This window comes from Actinomadura kijaniata, assembly GCF_014138665.1.
Taxonomy (GTDB): Bacteria; Actinomycetota; Actinomycetes; order Streptosporangiales; family Streptosporangiaceae; genus Spirillospora; species Spirillospora kijaniata.
Map to the genome: position 1 here is coordinate 1 of NZ_JACJIA010000012.1, position 20,046 is coordinate 20,046.

A 20,046-nucleotide genomic window follows, 5' to 3' on the forward strand; every position below is an offset into this window, starting at 1 on the left:
CGGCGCCTCCATGGGCTCGCAGCTGTCCTCGATCATCGCCGGCGCCCTGGCCCCCATCATCGCCGTCGAACTCCTCAAGGACTACGACTCCGCCACCCCCGTCTCCCTCTACCTGTGCGTGGCCGCGATCGTCACCACGATCACGGTGGCGGTCGCGCGGGAGACGCGGGGCCGCGACCTGTCGGCGGTGCTGGCCGAACGGCCGCGCACCGCCAAGGCGCCGAGCCCGGAGATCGCCTGACCCGCCCGCGAGCCGCGGCGCGCCACCCGTCGCGAACGGGTCGCGCGCCGCGGCTCACCGCCTCCGGGATGCCAGCATGAGCAGCGTGGACGTGTCAGACAACCCCGCCGTGAACGCCCTGCGCGGGCTGCTGGACCTGCTCGCGGGCGACGCGCCCGCCGAGGACTTCGGCGGGCCCGCCGCCCGTGCCCGCGACGCCGGGGCCGACCCCGCCGTGCAGGCCGTCATCGCCGAGGCCACCCAGACCGCCCTGGACATCCGCCGCATCCTCCGGCAGAGCCGCCGCCGCGAGAAGGAGCTGGCCGCCCTCTTCGACACCGCCGGGGACCTGGCCGCCCTCCGCAACCTCGACGCCGTGCTGCGCGCCATCGTCCACCGCGCCCGCACCCTGCTGGGCACCGACGTCGCCTACCTGACCATGAACGACCCCGAGGCCGGCGACACGTTCATGCGGGTCACCGACGGGTCGGCGTCGGCGGCGTTCCAGCAGCTCCGGCTGGGCATGGGGGAGGGCCTCGGCGGGCTGGTCGCGCAGACCGCCCGCCCCTACGCCACCCGCGACTACCGGACCGACACCCGCTTCAAGCACACCCCGACCATCGACCACGGCGTGGGCGAGGAGGGCCTGCGCGGCATCCTCGGCGTCCCGCTGCGCCTCGGCCCCCGCGTGATCGGCGTGCTGTACGCCGCCGACCGGGCGCCCCGCGACTTCGGCCCCGACGCCGTCGCGCTGCTGTCGTCGCTGGCCGACCACGCCGCCGTCGCCATCGACAACGCCCGGCTGCTGGAGGAGACCCGCGCGACCCTCGTCGAGCTGAACGCCGCCACCGAGACCGCCCGCGCCCACAGCGAGGCCATGCGCCGCGCCGCCGAGGTCCACGACCGCCTCACCGAGCTGGTGCTGCGCGGCGGCGACGTCACCGAGGTCGCCACCGAGATCGCCGCGCTGCTGGACGGCGGCCTGGTCGTGCACGACGCCGACGGGCTGGAGCTGGCGCGGGTCGGCACCGACCCGGTCGCCCCGCCCGCGCAGGGCGTCGCCGCCTCCCGTGCCAGCGGCCAGGCCGTCCCGGTCGACGGGACGTGGATCTACGCCGTCCTCGCCGGTCCCGAGCTCCTCGGCAGCATGGCCCTCACCGGCCGCGCCGGCCTCGCCGACAGCGACCGCCGCCTGTTCGAGCGCGCGGGCCTGGTCACCGCGCTGCTGTTGCTGCTGCGCCGCAGCGTCGCCGAGGCCGAGGACCGGGTGCGCGGCGAGCTCCTCGGCGACCTGCTGACCGGCGGCAGCACCGACAGCCTCACGCTGCGCGCCCGCAGGCTCGGCATCAACCTCACCCGCCCGCACGCGGTGCTGGTGCTGTCCTGCGACGCCTCCCGCCGCCCCCGGCTGGTCGCCGAGGCGACCCGCCGCGCCCGCGCCCTCGGCGGCCTGGCCGGACCCCACCAGGGCAACGCCGTCCTGCTCGCCCCCACCGACACCCCCGGCGAGCTGGCCCGCGTCCTGTCGGCCGAGCTCGGCGCGGCCCTCGGCGCGCCCGTCACCACCGGCGCCGCCGGACCCACCACCGACCTCCCGGCCGCCTACGACGAGGCGGCGCGCTGCGTGCGGGCGCTGCGCACCCTCGGCCGCGCCGGGGAGGGCGCGGACCTGCCCGCGCTGGGGTTCCTGGGGGTGCTGCTGGGCGACCGTGCCGACATCCGCGGCTACGTGGAACGCGTCCTCGGCCCCGTCCTCGACTACGACCGCCGCCGGGGCACCGAACTGGTCCGCACGCTGGACGCCTACTACGCGCACGGCGCGAGCCTCGCCAAGGCCAAGGACGCCCTGCACGTCCACGTCAACACCGTCGTGCAGCGCCTGGACCGCGTTCAGCAACTGCTCGGCGACGACTGGAACACCCCCGCCCGAGCCCTGGAGAACCAGCTCGCGCTACGCCTGCACAAACTCCTCGGGGACTGAGAAGGATCCGCGACGCTGCGGGCGATCAGGAGTGTGCCCGCTCTCGCGCCGACCCCCCGAGGAGTTCCGATGACGACCGAACCCGCCCCGGCCCGGAACCGACCGACGCCGAGATCATCGCGGCGTCCCGGCACCCGCTGGGCCTACGAGACCGTCCGCAGCGCGGAGTGGACCAGGACGCCCGCCCAGCGGTTGCTGCCGACGATGGCGACGCCGCCCCCGGAACTGACGCCAACCAGATCGTTAACGGTTCGTGCTCGGCTCTGGCCTGCGGAGACGATAGGTGTTGGCCAGGCATTAACCTCCTCGAAAGGTGTCATTCATGGAACGTCGTCACTTCCTGGCCGGTGGAGCGACCCTGGCCGCCGGAGCCGCCCTGGGCTTGGGCGGACCGTTCCAGGGCGTGGCGGCGCACGCCGAGACCCGTCGCCGCCACCGCGGCTACGGCGGCCTGCGCCCGGTCCGGGACCTGCGCGACGGAAAGGTCCGCCTGCACCTGCCCGAGGGTTTCCGCTACCGCTCGTTCAACCCGGCGGGCTCCCCGCTCGGCGACGGCTCGACGACCCCCGGCAAGCACGACGGCATGGCCGCGTTCCGGGGGCCGCGCGGCTCGGTGGTCCTGGTCCGCAACCATGAGGTCAACGGGCCGGTGGGCGCGTTCGGCGACCGGTCCGCCGCCTACGACCCGATGGCGGGCGGCGGCACCTGCACGCTGCGCGTCACCCCGTGGGGCGAGGTGCTGGACGCCCGCGTGAGCCTCAACGGCACCCAGATGAACTGCTCCGGTGGCCCGATGCCGTGGGGAAGCTGGGTGACCTGCGAGGAGACCGTCAACGGCCCCGACGTCGGCAACGACTTCAGCGGCGCCGACAACACCAAGCTCACTCAGAAGCACGGCTACCTGTTCGAGGTTCCGGTCCACGGGAAGGGGGAGTCCGCGCCGATCCGGTCGGCGGGCCGCTTCGCCCACGAGTCGGCCGTCTGCGACCCCCGCACCGGCGCGATCTACCTGACCGAGGACTGCTTCGACGCCCCCTCGGGCTTCTACCGCTACCTGCCGCCGAAGAACCCGATGCGCACCGGCCGCCTGCTGGACGGCGGCCGCCTCCAGATGCTCGCGGTCAAGGGACGGCCGAACGCCGACCTGTCCCAGGGCCAGCCGAAGGGCGTCGTCTACGAGACGACCTGGGTGGACATCGACGACCCGGACCCGACCTGGACCGTCAAGCCCACCAACGCCGAGGCCCTCACCCACGTCAGTTCCCAGGGCCGCGCGCGGGGGGCGGCGCTGTTCTCCCGCCTCGAAGGCGCGGTCTTCGACCGCGGCGTCGTCCACTTCGTCTCCACGCAGGGCGGCGCGCCCGTGACCCAGCCCGTCCCCGCCGGTTTCGGCGACGGGCGCGGGCAGATCTGGGCGTACGACACGCGTTCGGGCCGCCTGCGCCTGGTCGTCGAGTCCCCGTCGGCCGACCTGCTGGACCTGCCGGACAACATCACGCACAGCCGCCGGGGCGCGCTGGTGCTGTGCGAGGACGGCGACGAGGCGAACTACCTGCGCGGCCTGACGACGCGGGGCTCGCTGTTCGACTTCGCCCGGATGGAGCCGGTCGCGGAGGACCCGGGCGCGGAGTTCGCGGGCTCGACGTTCTCCCCCGACGGCGGGACCCTCTTCGTCAACATCCAGTCGAAGGTGGGCATGACACTCGCGATCTGGGGCCCCTGGCACCGCGGCCCGTTCTAGGCCGTGTTTCGAAGCCCTGGCCTACGGCGCTCGCCCCGGGGGCTCGCACCTCACCAGGGCTTGGCGAGCGCGACATCGCTTCGCGATCTGGCCTGCGATCCCTCGCCTCCGGCGTCGGGCCCGCAGGCCAGGTAACGCGCTCGCGTGCGCGGCTGAGGCCCACTTTGGAACAGGCTCTAGGCGGCGTCCAGCTCCAGTGCGAACAGGTCCCCCAGCGCCTCCCGGCCCTGGGGGGTGAGCCGCAGGGCGCGGGGTGTCTCCCGGGGGGTCAGCCACTCCCGTTCGACGAAGCTCCGCAGCAGCGCCTGACCGGCGACGCCCGCCAGGTGCGGGCGTCGCTCGGTCCAGTCGAGGCAGGACCGGGACACCGGCCGGCGGCCGCGCGTCACCAGCTCCTCGCCGAGGAACCCGGCGAACCAGACCCGTCCCGCGTCGCTGACGGTCAACCCGTCCTCGTCGAGAACGCCCCGTTCCACGAGGCGGTCGGTGACCGCGACCCCGAGCGTTCCCGCCAGGTGGTCGTAGCACGTCCGGGCGAACGCCAGGGCCTTGGCCGTCCGGTGGGCGCGCAGGGAGTTCACCTTCGCCTCCGGCCGGGGGCCGAAGGCGGTGAGGATCTCCAGCAGCTCGGCGGCCCGGGGACCGGCCAGCCGGAGGTAACGGTGCCTGCCCTGCCGCGCCTCGACGAGAAGCCCGCCCTCGACCAGCCGCGACAGGTGCTCGGTGGCGGTCGACGGCGCCACGCCGACATGGCGGGCCAGTTCCCCGGCGGTGCGCGCCCGGCCGTCCATGAGCGCCAGGCACATCGCCGCGCGCGTGTCGTCCGCCAGGAGCTTCGCCACCGTGATCGTCATGTCCCCATCATCCGCCCGGAACGGTTCGGCGCGCACCGAAACCTCGCGCCCCTAGCGTTCCGGTCATGGTCGATCGATGCGCTCAGTTCAGGTCCCTCCACCACGCGGACACCCCGCTCCTGCTCCCGAACGCCTGGGACCACGCCTCCGCCTCGCTCCTGCTCGCAGCCGGTTTCGAGGCGGTGGGGACGACGAGCCTCGGCGTGGCGGCCGCGGCGGGCAAACCGGACGCGGAGTCCGCGACCCTGACCGAAACCCTGGCCCTGGCCGGAACCCTGGCGGCGCTCCCGTGCCCGGTCACGGTCGACATCGAGGGGGGTTTCGGACGCGTCGCCGACGTGGTCGGCAGGCTCGCCGCCCTGGGCGTCGCGGGCGTCAACATCGAGGACGGCCGCCCCGGCGGCACCCTCGCCGACCCCGCCGAGCTCCGCGACTCGATCCGCGTGATCAAGGAGACCGCGCCGGACCTGTTCGTCAACGCGCGCACCGACGCGTTCTGGCTGTACACGCCGGATCCCCTGGCCACCGCCCTGGGCCGCGCCGCGATCTACCGGGACGCCGGAGCGGACGGCGTCTTCGTCCCGGGCGTCGCCGAGGCGGCCGACATCGCGGAGCTCACCGCCCTCGGCGCCCCGGTGAACGTGCTCTTCCTGCCGGGCCGCCACACGGTGGCCGAGCTGGGCGACCTGGGAGTCAGGCGCGTCAGCATGGGTTCCCTGCTCTACCGGGCGGCCCTCGCCGCGGGCGTCGCGACGGCGAAGGCGGTCCGCGACAACGGGGAGATCCCCACCGGCATCCCGAGTTACGAGGATCTTCGGATCTGACGAAGCCCGGCGGAATGTCAGACCTTGATCATAAGCTCCGGTGAATGGACGTAGCGGCTCTTGAACAGAGACTGCGGGACCATCCCGGCGACCTGGACTCATGGAGTGCCTATGGCGACCGGCTCACCGAGAGGGGCGACGAGCGGGGAACGCTGATCCGCCTCGAACGACGGCGTGCGCGCGCCGGTGCCGCCGAACGCGCCGCCCTGGAACGCGAGTGCGCCGCGCTCGTGGAGGAGCACCGGCAGGGTTGGGACACGACGCTGCCGCCGGAGACGACCGTCCTCGAACGCCGGTACGGGTTCCCCACGAAGGTCGCCGTCGAGTGGTCCGACGACGCGCCCGTGCGGATCGAGCAGGCCCTGCGGGCCCCGTTCGTGACCGCGCTGCGGATCGCGCCGCCCCCTCAGAACGCGGAGGAGCTGGAGTGGGACTGGGAGGACGAGGTCGAGATCGAGAGCACCGACCCGTCCCCGGACATCGACACCGGCGCCCTCGCGACGCTCGATCTCGGTCGGCTCACCGAGCTCGACCTGTCGTACCTGCGCATCGGCGCGCTCGGCGCCGGCGCCCTCGCCGTCTCGACGTACCTGCGCCTTGAGGCGTCCGACGTCAGGAGTGCCGCTCCGGGGCGGATCGAGACGCTCGACCTGCGGTACACCCGCGTCGGCGACGACGGCCTGGCGGCCCTCGCGGAGTCCCCGAGCTTCGGCGGCGTGCGCCGTCTGCGCCTCCAGCGGAACGCGCTCACCGCGAAGGGCGTGTCCGCGCTCCACCGTTTCGGAAGGCTGACCGAGCTCGACCTGCGTTACAACAAGATCGGCGCGGAGGGGGTGCGGGCCCTGCTGGAGGCGCCGTTCGTCGGCTCGCTCACCCGACTGCACCTGTACCGCGCGGACGTCGAAGACGACGGCGCGGCGCTGCTCGCGCGCGCCCCCCAGCTCCCACCCGCGATGCGCAGCTACTGGAGAAGCGTATGAGCACCGAACTACGCGACCGTTTCTTCGCCCTCTCGACAGGCCCGGCCCCCGACGACGAGGTCGCCCGCTACCGCGCGCGGGTCGACGCGACCGACGCCGAACCGGCCGCGACGATCGACGGGCTCGCGGTCTCCTGGCACCCGACGGCGCGGTTCAAGGCGGTGCGCTTCGTCGACGCCGAACGCCTCGACGCCGGCGTGCGCGACCTGTTCGCCCGGCCCGTCGAGACCGCGCCGTACCTCGCCGCCGTCTTCGCCGACCCGCGCGAGATGTCGTTCCGGACGTTCGAGAACATCCTCCCGCTCGACCGGCTGTTCGAGGACGTGCCCCTGGAGTTCGAGCTGGCCGGGGGCGAGGAGTTCGCGAAGGACGCCCACACGTTCTCGCTGCGGCTCCCGGACGCCGCCCGCGCCCGCCTCGCGGACCTCGACGCGATGGGCCTCTACGTCCCGCCGCTCAACGCCTCCTCGCGGGGCGGCGAACGCTTCGTCTTCCACTCGGCGCTGCTCGCCGAAGCCCTCACCGCGGCGGTGACCAAGGCGCTGCCGGAGCCGCTGCTCGACGGCTTCTCGCACGTGAACCCCGTGTTCCGCTGCAACCGCTTCGAGCCCGACGACGCCAACTTCCACCGCCACCTCGACACGCCCTACTACGACTCCGCGCGCCGTCACGTCTCCCGCCACACCGTCCTGCTCTACCTCACCGGCGGCGAGGGCGAGCCCGTCCTCGACCTCGCCGGGGAGGCCGCGCTCACGACGATCGAGCCCTTCACCTGCGTCATCTTCGACCAGCGCTACGAGCACGAGGGCGCGCCCTACCGCGACGGCCGCAAGGTCTTCCTGCGCACCGAACTCGTCTTCACCGAGCCCGAGCTCGCCCACGACCCCGAGATCGGCGCGCTGTTCGGCAAGGCGTGCTACTGGACGGGGGAGAGCGTCTTCGCCCCCGAACTGGCCCGTCACGCCGACGCCTACTACAACCAGGTCGCCGCCGCGCACTGGAACGGCCTCGCCCCCGGCACCGACCACGAGCCCTTCGTCCACAAGCGGTTCCGCGGCGTGCACTACGTCGCGAACGGCTACGACTTCTGGTTCGCCAAGGGCGACGGCCTCTCCCCGGCCGAGTGCGCGGCGATCACGCTGCTGGACTACTTCAACTGCAAGATCGGCGACGCGCCGTTCCGGACCCTCTGCCACTCGGAGGTGATCGAGGCCGACGACACCGCGTGGATCCCCGGCTTCCTCAGGGACAGGGGCGGCGAGTCGGCCGTCGCGCCGTTCGACAAGTCCATGCTCTTCCCCGAGCCGGAGCAACCCGACGGCAGGGAGCTGCCCTGCTGCGCGTTCCATGGCTTGGACGGTTTCGAGACCACGCGCCAGGCCGACGTCATCGAGTGCTACACACACGCCCAGGACGAGGCGAAGGCGGAGATCACGCCCGCGCCGATCCTGATGCTCGGTGAGGACGTGCTCCTCGACCCGGACAGGTTCGTGGTCCAGGGCAACCTCATCCACGTCCTCGGCAGGGAGTCGCTCACGCCCGTGAACTTCGCCGCCTGCCAGGGGCCCGACATCTCTCCCGAACGCTTCGTCGAGACCGCGGCCACCGTCGAGGCGGCGCACTTCCTCGTTCCGCCGATCCTCTTCACCGAGCTCGCCGACTGCTACCACCTGCGGTTCGACTTCTTCCGCAACTCCTGGACGGTGAACCACGAGCAGGCCACGGTGTCCGTCCCCATGATCCGCCGGTACGACGAGAGCGACCTGGACTACGACGAGTACGAGGAGGACGAGGACTAGGACCGCGCCGCCTCCCGGTACCGGCCGAGGGCGGTCAGCCCCCGGCCGCGGCCAGCTCGGCCATCCGGGCCAGGGCGGTCACCCAGAAGCGCTGCCGTTCCGGGGTCTGCCCGACCAGGTAGGTGGCCCGCAGCTTCGGCGGCAGGTACGGCAGCAGCCGGGCCACGACGTCGAGGTGTCTCTCCAGCTGGGACACCTCGGCGTTGGAGAACACCTGGTGGACCAGGTCGGTGTCGTCGGTGCCCTCCGTGCTCGTCTCGGCGGCGGCCGCCAGCCGGGCCTCCCAGGCCGCGAGGTCCCGGGCGATCTCGACCAGGCCGACGCGTCGCTGTCCGGCCAGCCGCGCCTCCAGCCCGGACAGCGGCACCGGGGCGTACTCGCCGTCGCCGAGGTAGATCAGGGCCGGGCGCAGCGGCATGCCCGCCCCGTGCAGTTTGATCAGCCGTTCCAGGGTGCGTTTGGTGATCCAGTCCCGGCCCTCGTCGTCGATGTCGTTGTGCCACCACTCCAGGACCGTCACGGCCGTCTCGCCGTACGTCGAGATCAGCCACTCGTTGGCCGGGATGTCCTCCGGGCGCACCTCGTAGCTGACGGTGAACCGGCTGGCCTGGGCCACGTTGTTGGCGGAGACCAGCAGCTTGCGGCCCAGGTGGTACGGCGGGTTCTGCAACGCCACCTGGGCCCGCAGACCCGGGATCGGGCGCCCGGCGAGCGTCCACTCCTGGGTGATCTCCATCAGCTTGGCGAAGGCCGCCTTGTCCTTCGGCCGGTTGTACTCGTCCCAGACCAGCACCTTGGGCTCCGGGTCGAGCAGCGACCGGGTGAGCATGGCGTCCAGCGTCCCGTCCGGGGTGGGCACCGGCACGCACAGGTCCTCGACGTTGGTCACCGGCAGCGAGAAGTAGACCGGGTCGCGGCCGGTCTCCTCCCGGGCGATCTGCTTGGTGATCTCCGTCTTGCCGCACCCCGGCGGCCCCTGGAGCAGGACCGCCCAGCGGTGGGTCATCGCGGCCCGGAGGATGCGGCGGACCGGGTCGGCCACGGTGGCCGGGTTGTTCACCCCGACCGCCGCGGCGATGCCGTCGAGCACCTCCGCCGTACGGTCCCGGCCCGGCCCGCCGTCCCTTCCCGGCTCGACCAGCGCCAGCCGCCGACCGTTCAGCAGGGGCAGCCCCCAGGCCAGCGGGAAGCCCGCGCGGGCGCAGTCGAGCACGTGTTGCAGGGTGCGCGGGGAGAACAGGTGGCGCAGCTCCGGGCCGAGGGAGGCCCACTGCCGGAACACCTCGCGCAGGTTCCAGTCCGGGTAGCGCTCGGCCAGCGCCGACCGCCACGCGGTGTCGTTCGCGGTGAGCCGGATGGTGACCATCCGGTCCAGGACCGCCAGGTCGGACCGGGGCGCGCTGGTCTCGGCCAGCGACTCGTTGTCGGTGAGGAACACCCCGACGCAGCCCAGCGCGCGCAGGTCGTGCTCGCCCAGCGTCCAGTCGCAGGCGATCTGCATGAGCTGCGACTGCACCGTGCTGCCCGCCTGCAACGAGTCGTCGATGAGCAGGACGAACGGGGTGCCGGGGACGAGCTGCCGCATGACGAGCTGGCGGAGCGCCAGCTCCCCGCTGCGGTCGTCGCGCACCGGGGCGTTGACCAGCAGGTCGTCCGGGGTGAGGTTGGCCGCGGGGACGACCACCAGGGTGGTGCCGGGGTACCGCTTCGGGATGTACGACACGAACGTGGAGGTCTTGCCGATGCCGTGCTCGCCGAAGATCTGCCCGGTCTGGCCGGTGGCGATCATCGCGTCGACGAACTCCTCCAGCCTCGTGGCCGGGCCGTCCCCGGGCGGTTCCGGATAGGTGGCGGTGGCCGTCCACCGCCGCTGCCCGGGGAACTGCTTCGAAGCGGTCACTGCTGGGCTCTCCTCGGTCATCGTCCGGACGTGACCCGGTGACAGGCCATCGGGAGGTGGTGCCGGTCCGGCCAGTCGTCACCGCCGTCGGTGATCAGCCAGATCCACCGGTCGGGGTCGGCGGGCGTGACGGGCGGCGCGTACCCGTCGGTCACCATGATGATCGCGTCGGGTTCCGCCTCGAAGCGCCTGCCGTCCACTTCGAGCCTGCCCTCGGCGTAGTCGACGACGTTCTGGAAGTCGGTGCCGCCGCCGCCCAGCACCCGTTCCCCGGGGACGAACGGCCGCACGACGCCGTCGAAGCCGAGCCAGTGGCTCTCCACCCCGTCGGTCTGCCCGACCAGGGTGGTCAGCCAGTCGACCACGGAGTCGGGCATCGACCCCGACGTGTCGAACGCGACCAGCACGACCTTCCTCCGCTCCGGTCCGCGCCGGGTCAGCATCGGGTCGTGGCCCAGCGCCAGCAGGATCGCGCCGTGCTTCTTCGGATAGACCAGCCGGTCGCCCTCGGCCAGCTTCGAGGTGAGCACGTCGATCAGCCACCGCTGCCACCAGTCGACGCGGCGGGTCTTCGGGGTGACCCCGCGCAACTTGTCCAGACCCAGGCGGGCCCACAGCAGGTCCAGCCGCTCCCCGCCACCGGCCGCGCGGTCGGCCAGGGCGAGCAGCTCGTCGCGCGCCGCCGGGTTCCCGCGCAGCGCGGCCCGCATCACCTCGTCCAGCACCTCGTCGCCCAGCCGCTCCAGGGTCTCGGGGTCCAGCGGGACGCCACCGCCGTCGCCGGGGGAGCCGTGCAGATGGACGCAGTACCTCGACACGGGCTCGTCGAGCGCCTTCATCCGGCGCAGCTCGCCGTAGACCGTCAGGTCGGTGTCGACGAACTCGTCGTACGGCAGCGGGGACAGCCCCTGCCGCCGCAGGTCCTCCCGGTACGCCTCGTAGACCGCCCCGGGGTCGACGCCGACCGGCTCCCGCCGCCCGTCGCCGTCCGGGACCGTGGGCAGGCCGGGCCGTCGCAACCGGCGCAGGGCGACGTGGTTGATGGACACCTCGGCGGCCAGGGCGAACACCGGGTCGGTGCGCAGCTCCTCGTCCACGTACAGGTGCCGGTGCATCAGATGCCGGGCCTCGTGGAACAGCACGAACTTGACCCCGTCGAGGTCCAGCTCCACGAAGAAGTACGGGTTGTAGAGCAGGGCGCAGCCGCCGTCGCCGGTGACCACCACCGCGGCGGTGGGGACCGAGACCGTCGGGATGTGATGGTGGCACTTGGTGTACAGCCAGGACGCCACCACGCTCTGCCCGACCCCGAAGTCCAGCAGCGCGGACTCCTTGCGCCGCCGGGCCCGCTCCACGATCTCCGGATCGGCCGGCTCCTCCGCCAGCAGGCGGCGCAGGTCGGGCGGTCGGGACCCGGCGCCGATCGCATGGTGGTCAGCTTCCGGCACGCGGCCCCCGTCGTCGCTCGTCCCCTACCGCAGGGGACGATAGCGGGCGGATCCGACAGAACGCGCCGCGATCACCCATGATCATCGGTAGCGTGCCGGGATGAGCGATGCGATGCCCCGCCATGTCCTGTGCGTGCTCGGCTCCGGACTGGACCTCGCGGAGATGGAACGGACCGCCGCCGGGTTCGGCGGGTTCGTGCTCGACCGCGAGTACTCCGAGACCGGGCCCGACCCCCGGATGCCGGACGCGTTCGAGGCCGGCATGGCCGCGGCGTCGTTCGAGGAGGCCGACCGGGACGCGGTGGAGTCCCACGACACCGTCGGCTACCTGCTGTCCGCGCCGATGATGCGGGAGCTGTCGGTGGACACCTCGCGGCGGCTGCTGGCGGCGACGGCCGCCCTGCTGCGGTCCGGCGCCACCGCGGTGAAGAACGAGAGCAGCGGCATCGCGCACGGCCGGGACCGCTGGCTCGCGCTGGCCGCCGAGGCGGCCGGCGCCGAGGCCGAGGACCTGGCCGCCGCGCTCGTCGCCGCCTGGGTGAAGCGGCCGATCTACGACGGCCGGGTGCTCTACAGCTGCGGCATGCACCTGCTCGGCGCGCCCGAGGTGGAGATCGAGGCCGACGAGGGGCGGCTCGCCGGGGACGGCCTGTCCGACCTGGTCGTCCATCTGGACGCGCTGGCGATCTACCTGCTGACCGACCCGCGCGCGGAGGAGATCGAGGACGGCGCCGGCTTCCGGCTGACCGAGGACGCCCCGCGCCGGCTGCTGCGCACCGGCCCCTGCGACCGCTACGACGAGGACGACCTGTTCTTCAACCCGTACGGGTACGTCCGCCTCACCGGTCCTGAACAATGACCGGATGAACGAGAGCGCGCGTCCGGTCGTCCTCGGCGTCGACGACCTGCGTCCCCTGCCCCGGGCCACGCGGGTGGCCCGCACCAGCCGCGACGGCGTCCTGCTGCTCCGGGAGCACCGGGACCGCGTCATCGACGAACTCTGGCTCGACCACGACCTGGGCGGCGAGGACAGCATCATGCCCGTCGTGACCCTGCTGGAGGAGGCGGCCTTCGACGGCCGCCCGTTCCGGATCGGCATGATCTACGTCCACAGCGCCAACCCCGCCGGGGCCGAGACGGTCGTCCGCGCCCTCCGGCGCTGGCACTACCCGGTCCGGCGGGCCACCGCCTGAGACCCGGCCGCCGGTCAGGGCGTGGCGCGGTCGTTCGGCGCGCGCCCGGAGTGGAGGAAGACGGTGTAGGACGTGACGGACCGGGGGCGGACGTTGAGCTTCCCGGCGGTGCCGGTCAGGACCTCCTCGTACCCCAGCAGCCGTCCGGTGTCGGCGGCGAAGATGACCGTGTGGCGGGTGGGGAGCCCGGAGTAGGCGGAGTCGATGGAGAACGCGATCCCCTTCCGCCCGGCTCGGTCGGTCACGCCGCCCCGGTAGACGAGCGTCGGGGTGCCGGCGAGCACCTTGAGCACCGCCGACTGCAACGCCGGCGGGATCGGCTGCTCCCTGGCGAGGTCCGTGACGGCGACCAGGCGCTCGACGGGCCCGATGCCGGGCGGATGGCCCTTCTCCAGCTGCCGGGCGAGCCGGACGGGATCGGTGGACAGGCTGCCGGGCCGCCACATGGCGGAATCGGCCCGCCCGTCGGCGACGTGCGGGCCGCGCGGCACGTCGTCCTCCCACGCCTCGCGGCTCGCGGCGTCGGGGAAGACCGGCGGCAGGGTGGTGGTGCGGACGCGTCCGGTGCCGTCGGCGGCGATCCAGCGTTCGGACTGCTGGGGAAGGACGGCGGAGGTGACCGTGTCGTCACCCACCCGGCTGCCCAGGTACCAGCCCTGGGTGCGGACGTACCCGTAGGGTCCGCCGCCGGGCAGGGGAGGGGCGGTGCGGGCCCTGGCGGCCAGGCGCAGCAGCAGGGCGCGGGCCGGGGGAGCGGCGGGTTCGGGCTGGTAGGCCAGCTCGGGCGGGGTCGCCGCGTAGACGGGCGCGGGCGGCCGGAGCGTGTCGACGGCCACGGTGCCGCCGACGGCCAGCGCGGCGGCGACACCGGCGGCCGGCACCCAGCGGCGGGCGGGCATCCGGCGGCGGGCGGGGGCGTCGCGCGGGACGGCGAGGATCGCGGCCAGATCACCGCGGGCGCGCTCGTCCAGCCCCTCCGTCGCGGGGGCGGGGACGGGGTTGTGCGCGGCCAGCGTCCGGCGGACGTCACGGGCGGCGGTTTCCGAACGACGCATCAGGACACCTTCGAGCTCTCGGGGAACGTGGACGGGCGGGAGCCGGCGCGCTGGTCCAGCAGCGCGCGCAGCCGCCGGCGGGCCCGGTGCAGGCGCACCGCCAGCGTGGCCGGACGGCAGCCGAGGACCTTCGCCGCCTGGGCGGTGCTGAGGTCCTCCCAGGCCAGGAGCCGCAGCAGCTCGCGGTCGGCCTCCGGCAACGCGGTGAGGACGTCGTCGATGCCCCCGGTGACGCGGTCGGCGGTGTCGGGGCCGTGCTGGACGGGCTGGCGGGCGACCTTCCCGGCGAGCCGGTCGGCGCGGGCGGCCCGGCGGGTCTCGTTCGCCAGCACCCGGCGCGCCACGCCGTACAGCCACGGCAGCGGATCGTCGGGGACCTCCTCCATCCGGCGCCAGGCGACCAGGAAGGTCTCCGCGGTCACGTCCCGCGCGGTGTGCTCCTGCACGCGCCGCCGCGCGTAGGCCAGGACATGCCCGTACCACTGGGCATAGAGCCGCGTGAACCTGGCCGAGTCGTCGTCTTGGGTGCCCACACGCCAGCCTTCCTTCGCCGTTCGCTCTCTCCGTCACCCGGCTTGTGTCCAGCTGAAGGCGAAGTCTTACACCAAAGGGCCGCACGCCCGGCCAACGTGACCATCGGCGGGAACGGAACTCTCCGGAGCGACGACCGGGCGGGCGCGGCCGAATCGCCTTTGGAAAGGGGAGCGGACGCCGTTCCCCATCGCCCGGCGCCGCCCCCATCGCGGCGCGTTCGGGCTGTCTCGGCATTGGCGCGGGTCGGTGCCCGTTTCGGTGTAAACCGCATGTCATAGGGTGTGCGCGACGGCACCGAGAAGTTCACCTGACAGTCTGACAACACCGTTTCTCTTGTGAAGCGATGAGCGACCTGTGACGTTTGGATCGTCTTCGAGATCGCTCCCCGTTCGCAATCAGGAGAAACAATGAAATTGCCCGCATACGCCGCTGCTCTCGCGTCGTTCACCCTGCTCGTGTCCCTCACCGAGGCGCCCGGGATGACGGCGGCGCTGGCGGCCGATGCCAGGGCTCTTCCGAACGTGAACATGGAAGCCGTCGTCAAGGCGGCCCAGATCGACCCGCGCCGGACCGACCAGAAGCTGACCCCGGGAGCCAAGGCCGGCGTGCTCCTCGTCGAGCAGGCGTTGCGCGACCGGCGCCTGCTCGACAGGAAGTGGGTGGACGGGTACTTCGGCACCACGACGGTCGCCGCCTACGCGAGGTACCAGAGATCGCTCGGCTACACCGGCATCCAGGCCAACGGCCTGCCGGGCAGGACGTCGCTCGTCAGGCTCGGATCCGGGCGCTTCAAGGTCACCCGCGCCATCGAGCCGGGCGCCCGGGTGTCCACCGGCGGCTTCGTCGTCAACACCCGCACGCGGAACATGCTGGCCGAGGCGAAGCGGCTGCTCGGCCGGGGCCTGGTGCTGGAACAGGGGTCGTACAACCCCGGCGGCGACCCCACGTCCGCGGGCACCCACGACGGCGGCGGCGTCGTCGACATCGCGGTGAAGGGCATGAACGCCGCCACCCGCGAGGCGGCCGTCCGCGCGCTGCGCCGCGTCGGCTTCGCGGCCTGGGTGCGAAGCCCCCGGCAGGGCGACTGGCCATGGCACATCCACGCCACCGCCATCAACGACACCGACCTGTCCAGCCAGGCCCAGCACCAGGTCGGCGACTACTACCTCGGCCGGAACGGGCTCGCCGACCGCGGCCCCGACGACGGCCCGAAGGTCACCATCCGCACCTGGGAGGAGTACCAGGCGCGCTGACCCCTTCCGAACCCCACGCTCCCAGAGAGAAGGAGAACGGCATGAAAACGCTCAACAAGGTCCTCACCGCGGCGGCCGCCGCGATGGCGCTCGGCGGAACGGCGCTGGCGATGGCGTCGCCGGTTTCGGCGGCGGGTCGTAACGGTGTGTGTGAGAGCGGCGAGTTCTGTTACTACTTCAACAGCGACAACAAGGGTTCGGTCTCGGACTTCACCGGTTCGGTCGCCGACTATGGCGCCAAGCAGCCTTCGTGTTTCGACTTCAAGGGTGCGGGCGCGGGGAAGGGTGACTGCGTCAAGAACGCGGCCGCCTCGGTGTGGAACCGCAGCGGTAAGACCGTGCGGGTGTACTTCAACAGTGGTTACGGCGGCAGGTATCAGGACTTCAAGGCCGGTGCCAAGGGCAACCTGAACTCCGGCCTGAAGAACCAGAACGCCTCGCACCAGTTCTCGCCGTCCGCGCGCACGAACATGTCGCGCGGGCTGTACACGGCCAGCGGCGGCCGCATCACCTGCGGCTTCGACGGCTACACCACCACCCCCGGACGGCACGAGGGCATCGACATCGCCCGCGGCGTCGGCTCCGACGTCCGCGCCCTGACGAGCGGGAAGCTCGTCTCCGTCGTCCGCGGGCACACCGGGAGGTCCGGGCTCTCCACGATCGCCGTCTACAACGCCTCGCTGAACAAGACGGTGATCTACCTGCACGCCGCTCCGCGGTCCTCCCTGCGCGTGGGCCAGACGATCAGCCGCGGCCAGGTCATCGCCGACGAGTCGTGGCACGGGGTGTCGTCCAGCTCGTCCGCGCACACCCACGTCGAGATGCGCCTCGGCCGGCAGACGCGCGCCGCCAAGAGCGTCGGCGACCCGCACCTGGACAACCCGAACCCGACCCAGTTCTGGATCTCCCAGGGCTACAACGTCCGCTAGCGCGCCACGGCCCCTGAACGCAGCGGAGGACGACTGTGCCAACGCGAACTGCACGGCTCACCGCGGCGGCCGCCGCGACGGCGCTCGCCGGGACGGCGCTGGCGATGGCGTCGCCGGTTTCGGCGGCGGGTCGTAACGGTGTGTGTGAGAGCGGCGAGTTCTGTTACTACTTCAACAGCGACAACAAGGGTTCGGTCTCGGACTTCACCGGTTCGGTCGCCGACTATGGCGCCAAGCAGCCTTCGTGTTTCGACTTCAAGGGTGCGGGCGCGGGGAAGGGTGACTGCGTCAAGAACGCGGCCGCCTCGGTGTGGAACCGCAGCGGTAAGACCGTGCGGGTGTACTTCAACAGTGGTTACGGCGGCAGGTATCAGGACTTCAAGGCCGGTGCCAAGGGCAACCTGAACTCCGGCCTGAAGAACCAGAACGCCTCGCACCAGCTCCTGGGCTCCACCCCGCCGACCGGATGCAAGACCGACGGAACCCACAGCCGGCTTCCCACCACGATCCTCGTGTACCGGGTGTCCCTCAAGCGCGTGGACCGGGTGGCGTTCAAGACCTACGTCAAGAACGTCCTGCCCAACGAATGGGTGCCGAGCTGGCCGAGGGAGTCCCTCCGGGCCGGGGCGGTGGCCGTCAAGAACTACGGCTGGTACTGGGCGCTGCACTCGACGCGCAGGACGTCGTGGGGCGAGTGCTTCGACGTCTACGACACCACGTCGAGCCAGGTGTACCGGCCCGGCTCGGCGAAGGCGTCGACGAACGCCGCGGTGGACGCGACGTGGAGCACCCGGATGACCCGCGGCGGGAAGATCCTCCAGGCCCAGTACTGCGCCACCACGACGGCGTGCGGCGCGTGGGTCGACGGTGACTGGATGTCGCAGTACGGCTCCCGCGACAAGGCCAACGCGGGCTGGACCCACTCCAGGATCCTCACGGCCTACTACCGGGGGATCGTCCTCGGCTCCTGATCTCCGACGACCGTCCGGCCCCCGCCGTGTTCCGCACGGCGGGGGCCGGGGTCAGTTGACGATGATCTGGAAGTTGACCGGCCGGCTCCCGGGGAACGCGACCCTTCCCGCGTCGTTCATCAGCTTGAACCGCACGTAGCACAGGCCCGGATTCCGCGGCGTGGTGACGTCGATCCGGATGTCGACCGTCCCGCCCGGCCGCGTGTCGTCGATCGGGACCTGGGGTTCGGTCCGGCAGTGGTCGGCCCGCTGCGGCAGATCGAGGCGGAGCAGCGAGTACCCCTTCCACGGCACGGTCCCGGTGTTCCTGATCCGCCACACCTTGGTGACGGTCCTGCCGCCGCCGACACGCGTGCAGTCGGGCAGCGTGACGTCCGCGACGAACCTGGCCGCGTCGCCCGCGCGCGCCGGCGGGGCCGGCTCCGGCTGCTGGAGGGCCACCGGGCAGGCGGTCGGGGCCCCCGCGACCTTCGGCGAGGGGCCGGACGCGTTCGAACCGCGCCCGGAGTCGCGGTCGAGGAGGACCACACTGATGATCACCGCTCCCGCGGCGACCGTCGCGAGCGTCGCCCCGATCGGAAGGGTCAGCCGGAAACGCCCGCCGCCCTCCGGCGCGGGGACGTCGTCCGCGGTCCCGTCGGCCGGCCGCGGCTCCTGCGGCCCGATGACGACAGGGCTGAGCTCGGTGGCGGAGACCGCGAGCTCCCCGGACGACCGCGCCTCCGGGGCGCCCGCGAGGATCACCTGCTCCCCGGTGCCCGTCGCCCTGACCGCCAGGTTCGCCTGCTCCCAGCGTTCGCGGTACGCGTCCGGATCCGCGCCGCACGCCCTGACGAACTCGACGGTGGTCCCCCAGCTCGGAAGCCGGTTGCCCTTCGTGGCCTCGTGGAGCGTCGTGTGGGAGATCGCGCCGGACTTACCGGACATCTCCCGGAAAGAAGGATTGCCGACTGAGTTGCGGAGTTCCCGCAGAGCCGCCGCGAAGTCCGCGATGGCCTCCGTCCGTGCACGCCTATCGTCGTCCACCGGGCGAAGCTAACAGCGCCCACAGCCTTCACTCAAGACCCACGGCCTTCACCCCAAAACCGAACCGGTATCGGCGGTCGAATCAAGGGCATTCCAAAAATTCTTCCGCTAACTGTCCAGAAAACAGGGTTTATCCACCCGGATGGCCGGCCGCGACCGCCCGCCGCTCACGTTCCGTGCACGAGTGACTCATGACCCGCAGCTCTCAAGGTGCTCGTCGACCCAGCCCCGGAGTTCTTCCTCGGTGATGCCGTGGCCGCGCGCCACGAAGGACAGCGGCGTGCCGTTCTGAAGCACCTCGCGCACCGCCTGCGCCTTCCGCTTCGCATACCAGTCGCGCAGAATGTGCTCTATGCGATCCCGGAACCACGGATAGCGATCGGCGGCCCCCAGCATCTCGGCCTCCCATTCGCTCCTGCTCGCGAAGTGGACGCCGCCGTTGACCGCAAGGGCGGCCGACACCTCCACGGCCGTTCCCCGCCGCAGCCAGTCCTCGCAGACGCGCATCAACTCGGAGCCGTTGTCCTCGGTCCTCCAGACGAGCAGATCACACACCTCGAAGAGGTCGTCATCGTCCAGTCGTTCGCGCAGACCCCGCAGAATCGTCTCGAAGGACACCTGATAGGCCATGGGGTGCAGATCTTTCGACGGATCCGGGTTTCGACCTCATCGTAGATCTTCCCGGCTCCAACCCCGAAGGATTAACCAACCAACCCCAGACAAACCGGCCCCACCAACCACCCTAAGCCGGCCTGGCGCGTGACCCCTGGCCCCACCTCGGCCCGTTCGAACGACCACGCCGGCACGGACCACCGGGCGAACGTGAGCCAGCCACGTTCGCCCGGCCCAAGCATGGCGGATCCTGTGGGACGCGAACCGACCCACGGATCGAAAGTCAACAGCCACCGCCCGGCAAGATGTCGATCTTCACCCCGCCGGTGGACAGGACGAGATCGCTCTCGCCGTCGTTGAACCCTTGCAGGTGCCCGGTGGTCAGGCCGCCGGTGACGGTGATGGACCCGAAGGTGGGGTCACGCACCTGGACGATGGTGGTGAGCAGGTGCTTTCGTCCGGTGGCGGGTTTCCGGTCGCCCGGGATGGTGACCCCCACCTCCTTGCCGTCGGGCAGGCCGATCGCGTAGATCAGGCCGTCGGACGGCCACGGGGGTGAGGTGCCCCGAACACGGCACTGGGCGAACGCGGCATATTCGCGTTCGCCCAGTTCAAGCGTAGTGGGTCGTGTGGGACTCGAACCCACAACCTACGGATTAAAAGTCCGGAGCTCTGCCAATTGAGCTAACGACCCGGACCAAGACTACCGAGAGCCGGGCGGGGTTC

The 20,046-nt window shown here is 72.1% G+C and carries 18 protein-coding genes, 1 tRNA gene and 1 pseudogene; 11 read left to right on the top strand and 9 right to left on the bottom strand.

Annotated elements, in window-relative coordinates; genetic code table 11:
* The 3 genes and pseudogenes from HNR61_RS35060 to HNR61_RS35070 all read left to right on the top strand — a co-directional run.
* Window positions 1–241 (top strand): annotated as a pseudogene (locus HNR61_RS35060) (MFS transporter); the annotation flags it as partial.
* A gap of 76 nt (window positions 242–317) precedes the next feature.
* Entirely contained in the window at window positions 318–2,201 is a 1,884-nt protein-coding gene (locus HNR61_RS35065) for a helix-turn-helix domain-containing protein (protein WP_182847456.1), read from the top strand.
* 322 nt (window positions 2,202–2,523) lie between these two features.
* Entirely contained in the window at window positions 2,524–3,942 is a 1,419-nt protein-coding gene (locus HNR61_RS35070) for an alkaline phosphatase PhoX (RefSeq protein WP_182847457.1), read from the top strand.
* Window positions 3,943–4,118: 176 nt separating this feature from the next.
* On the opposite strand, the gene HNR61_RS35075 is transcribed toward HNR61_RS35070, so the two are convergent.
* Window positions 4,119–4,796 carry an ArsR/SmtB family transcription factor gene (locus HNR61_RS35075; protein WP_182847458.1) on the bottom strand — a complete coding sequence of 226 codons (678 nt, stop codon included), beginning with the start codon at window positions 4,794–4,796 and terminating at the stop codon, window positions 4,119–4,121.
* A 65-nt stretch (window positions 4,797–4,861) separates the two neighbouring features.
* On the opposite strand from HNR61_RS35075, the gene HNR61_RS35080 reads away from it, so the two are divergent.
* The 3 genes from HNR61_RS35080 to HNR61_RS35090 are packed head-to-tail and all read left to right on the top strand — an operon-like array spanning window position 4,862 to window position 8,399.
* A complete protein-coding gene (locus tag HNR61_RS35080; RefSeq protein WP_182847459.1) occupies window positions 4,862–5,620 on the top strand; it encodes an isocitrate lyase/PEP mutase family protein in 759 nt (252 codons plus the stop codon).
* Between the two features lie 44 nt (window positions 5,621–5,664).
* Window positions 5,665–6,600 carry a leucine-rich repeat domain-containing protein gene (locus HNR61_RS35085; protein WP_182847460.1) on the top strand — a complete coding sequence of 312 codons (936 nt, stop codon included), beginning with the start codon at window positions 5,665–5,667 and terminating at the stop codon, window positions 6,598–6,600.
* Window positions 6,597–8,399 (top strand): hypothetical protein, encoded by a 1,803-nt coding sequence (locus HNR61_RS35090; RefSeq protein ID WP_182847461.1) that lies wholly within the window; start codon window positions 6,597–6,599, stop codon window positions 8,397–8,399. Before HNR61_RS35085 ends, HNR61_RS35090 begins: the two co-directional genes overlap by 4 nt.
* Window positions 8,400–8,433: 34 nt before the next feature.
* Here HNR61_RS35090 and HNR61_RS50190 read toward each other — a convergent pair whose 3' ends face one another.
* Window positions 8,434–10,299: an ATP-binding protein gene (locus tag HNR61_RS50190; RefSeq protein ID WP_312898255.1), complete on the bottom strand. Its 1,866-nt coding sequence runs from the start codon at window positions 10,297–10,299 to the stop codon at window positions 8,434–8,436.
* A gap of 17 nt (window positions 10,300–10,316) precedes the next feature.
* Complete coding sequence (locus HNR61_RS35100) at window positions 10,317–11,747, bottom strand: DUF2201 family putative metallopeptidase (protein WP_312898256.1); 1,431 nt, start codon at window positions 11,745–11,747, stop codon at window positions 10,317–10,319.
* Between the two features lie 100 nt (window positions 11,748–11,847).
* Here HNR61_RS35100 and HNR61_RS35105 point away from each other — a divergent pair, with 100 nt between their 5' ends.
* Together HNR61_RS35105 and HNR61_RS35110 are read left to right on the top strand one after the other, a co-directional pair.
* Window positions 11,848–12,606: a hypothetical protein gene (locus HNR61_RS35105; RefSeq protein ID WP_182847463.1), complete on the top strand. Its 759-nt coding sequence runs from the start codon at window positions 11,848–11,850 to the stop codon at window positions 12,604–12,606.
* Window positions 12,607–12,610: 4 nt separating this feature from the next.
* Window positions 12,611–12,940, top strand: a complete 330-nt coding sequence (locus tag HNR61_RS35110; protein ID WP_182847464.1) for a cyclic-phosphate processing receiver domain-containing protein — start codon at window positions 12,611–12,613, stop codon at window positions 12,938–12,940.
* Between the two features lie 14 nt (window positions 12,941–12,954).
* On the opposite strand, the gene HNR61_RS35115 is transcribed toward HNR61_RS35110, so the two are convergent.
* Entirely contained in the window at window positions 12,955–13,995 is a 1,041-nt protein-coding gene (locus HNR61_RS35115; protein ID WP_182847465.1) for a CU044_5270 family protein, read from the bottom strand.
* Window positions 13,995–14,528: an RNA polymerase sigma factor gene (locus HNR61_RS35120; protein WP_182847466.1), complete on the bottom strand. Its 534-nt coding sequence runs from the start codon at window positions 14,526–14,528 to the stop codon at window positions 13,995–13,997. The genes HNR61_RS35115 and HNR61_RS35120 overlap by 1 nt, the downstream gene beginning before the upstream one ends.
* A 408-nt stretch (window positions 14,529–14,936) precedes the next feature.
* On the opposite strand from HNR61_RS35120, the gene HNR61_RS35125 reads away from it, so the two are divergent.
* The 3 genes from HNR61_RS35125 to HNR61_RS35135 are packed head-to-tail and all read left to right on the top strand — an operon-like array spanning window position 14,937 to window position 17,682.
* A complete protein-coding gene (locus HNR61_RS35125) occupies window positions 14,937–15,782 on the top strand; it encodes a peptidoglycan-binding protein (protein WP_182847467.1) in 846 nt (281 codons plus the stop codon).
* Between the two features lie 41 nt (window positions 15,783–15,823).
* Window positions 15,824–16,711: a peptidase inhibitor family I36 protein gene (locus tag HNR61_RS35130; protein WP_182847468.1), complete on the top strand. Its 888-nt coding sequence runs from the start codon at window positions 15,824–15,826 to the stop codon at window positions 16,709–16,711.
* 35 nt (window positions 16,712–16,746) lie between these two features.
* Window positions 16,747–17,682 (top strand): SpoIID/LytB domain-containing protein, encoded by a 936-nt coding sequence (locus HNR61_RS35135; RefSeq protein WP_182847469.1) that lies wholly within the window; start codon window positions 16,747–16,749, stop codon window positions 17,680–17,682.
* A 51-nt stretch (window positions 17,683–17,733) separates the two neighbouring features.
* Here the strand turns inward: HNR61_RS35135 and HNR61_RS35140 are convergent, their stop codons facing one another.
* The 4 genes from HNR61_RS35140 to HNR61_RS35155 form a co-directional block, all read right to left on the bottom strand.
* A complete protein-coding gene (locus HNR61_RS35140; protein ID WP_182847470.1) occupies window positions 17,734–18,609 on the bottom strand; it encodes an NBR1-Ig-like domain-containing protein in 876 nt (291 codons plus the stop codon).
* A 288-nt stretch (window positions 18,610–18,897) separates the two neighbouring features.
* A complete protein-coding gene (locus HNR61_RS35145; RefSeq protein ID WP_182847471.1) occupies window positions 18,898–19,338 on the bottom strand; it encodes a transposase in 441 nt (146 codons plus the stop codon).
* A 265-nt stretch (window positions 19,339–19,603) separates the two neighbouring features.
* Window positions 19,604–19,966 (bottom strand): hypothetical protein, encoded by a 363-nt coding sequence (locus tag HNR61_RS35150; protein WP_182847472.1) that lies wholly within the window; start codon window positions 19,964–19,966, stop codon window positions 19,604–19,606.
* Window positions 19,942–20,014: transfer RNA gene (locus tag HNR61_RS35155), tRNA-Lys, on the bottom strand. Before HNR61_RS35155 ends, HNR61_RS35150 begins: the two co-directional genes overlap by 25 nt.
* Window positions 20,015–20,046: the final 32 nt, after the last annotated feature.

Coding starts and splice junctions, on each gene's coding strand:
- HNR61_RS35065 (WP_182847456.1), top strand. CDS start 318: ATGAGCAGCGTGGACGTGTCAGACAACCCCGCCGTGAACGCCCTGCGC.
- HNR61_RS35070 (WP_182847457.1), top strand. CDS start 2,524: ATGGAACGTCGTCACTTCCTGGCCGGTGGAGCGACCCTGGCCGCCGGA.
- HNR61_RS35075 (WP_182847458.1), bottom strand. CDS start 4,796: ATGACGATCACGGTGGCGAAGCTCCTGGCGGACGACACGCGCGCGGCG.
- HNR61_RS35080 (WP_182847459.1), top strand. CDS start 4,862: ATGGTCGATCGATGCGCTCAGTTCAGGTCCCTCCACCACGCGGACACC.
- HNR61_RS35085 (WP_182847460.1), top strand. CDS start 5,665: ATGGACGTAGCGGCTCTTGAACAGAGACTGCGGGACCATCCCGGCGAC.
- HNR61_RS35090 (WP_182847461.1), top strand. CDS start 6,597: ATGAGCACCGAACTACGCGACCGTTTCTTCGCCCTCTCGACAGGCCCG.
- HNR61_RS35105 (WP_182847463.1), top strand. CDS start 11,848: ATGAGCGATGCGATGCCCCGCCATGTCCTGTGCGTGCTCGGCTCCGGA.
- HNR61_RS35110 (WP_182847464.1), top strand. CDS start 12,611: ATGAACGAGAGCGCGCGTCCGGTCGTCCTCGGCGTCGACGACCTGCGT.
- HNR61_RS35115 (WP_182847465.1), bottom strand. CDS start 13,995: ATGCGTCGTTCGGAAACCGCCGCCCGTGACGTCCGCCGGACGCTGGCC.
- HNR61_RS35125 (WP_182847467.1), top strand. CDS start 14,937: ATGAAATTGCCCGCATACGCCGCTGCTCTCGCGTCGTTCACCCTGCTC.
- HNR61_RS35130 (WP_182847468.1), top strand. CDS start 15,824: ATGAAAACGCTCAACAAGGTCCTCACCGCGGCGGCCGCCGCGATGGCG.
- HNR61_RS35140 (WP_182847470.1), bottom strand. CDS start 18,609: ATGTCCGGTAAGTCCGGCGCGATCTCCCACACGACGCTCCACGAGGCC.
- HNR61_RS35145 (WP_182847471.1), bottom strand. CDS start 19,338: ATGGCCTATCAGGTGTCCTTCGAGACGATTCTGCGGGGTCTGCGCGAA.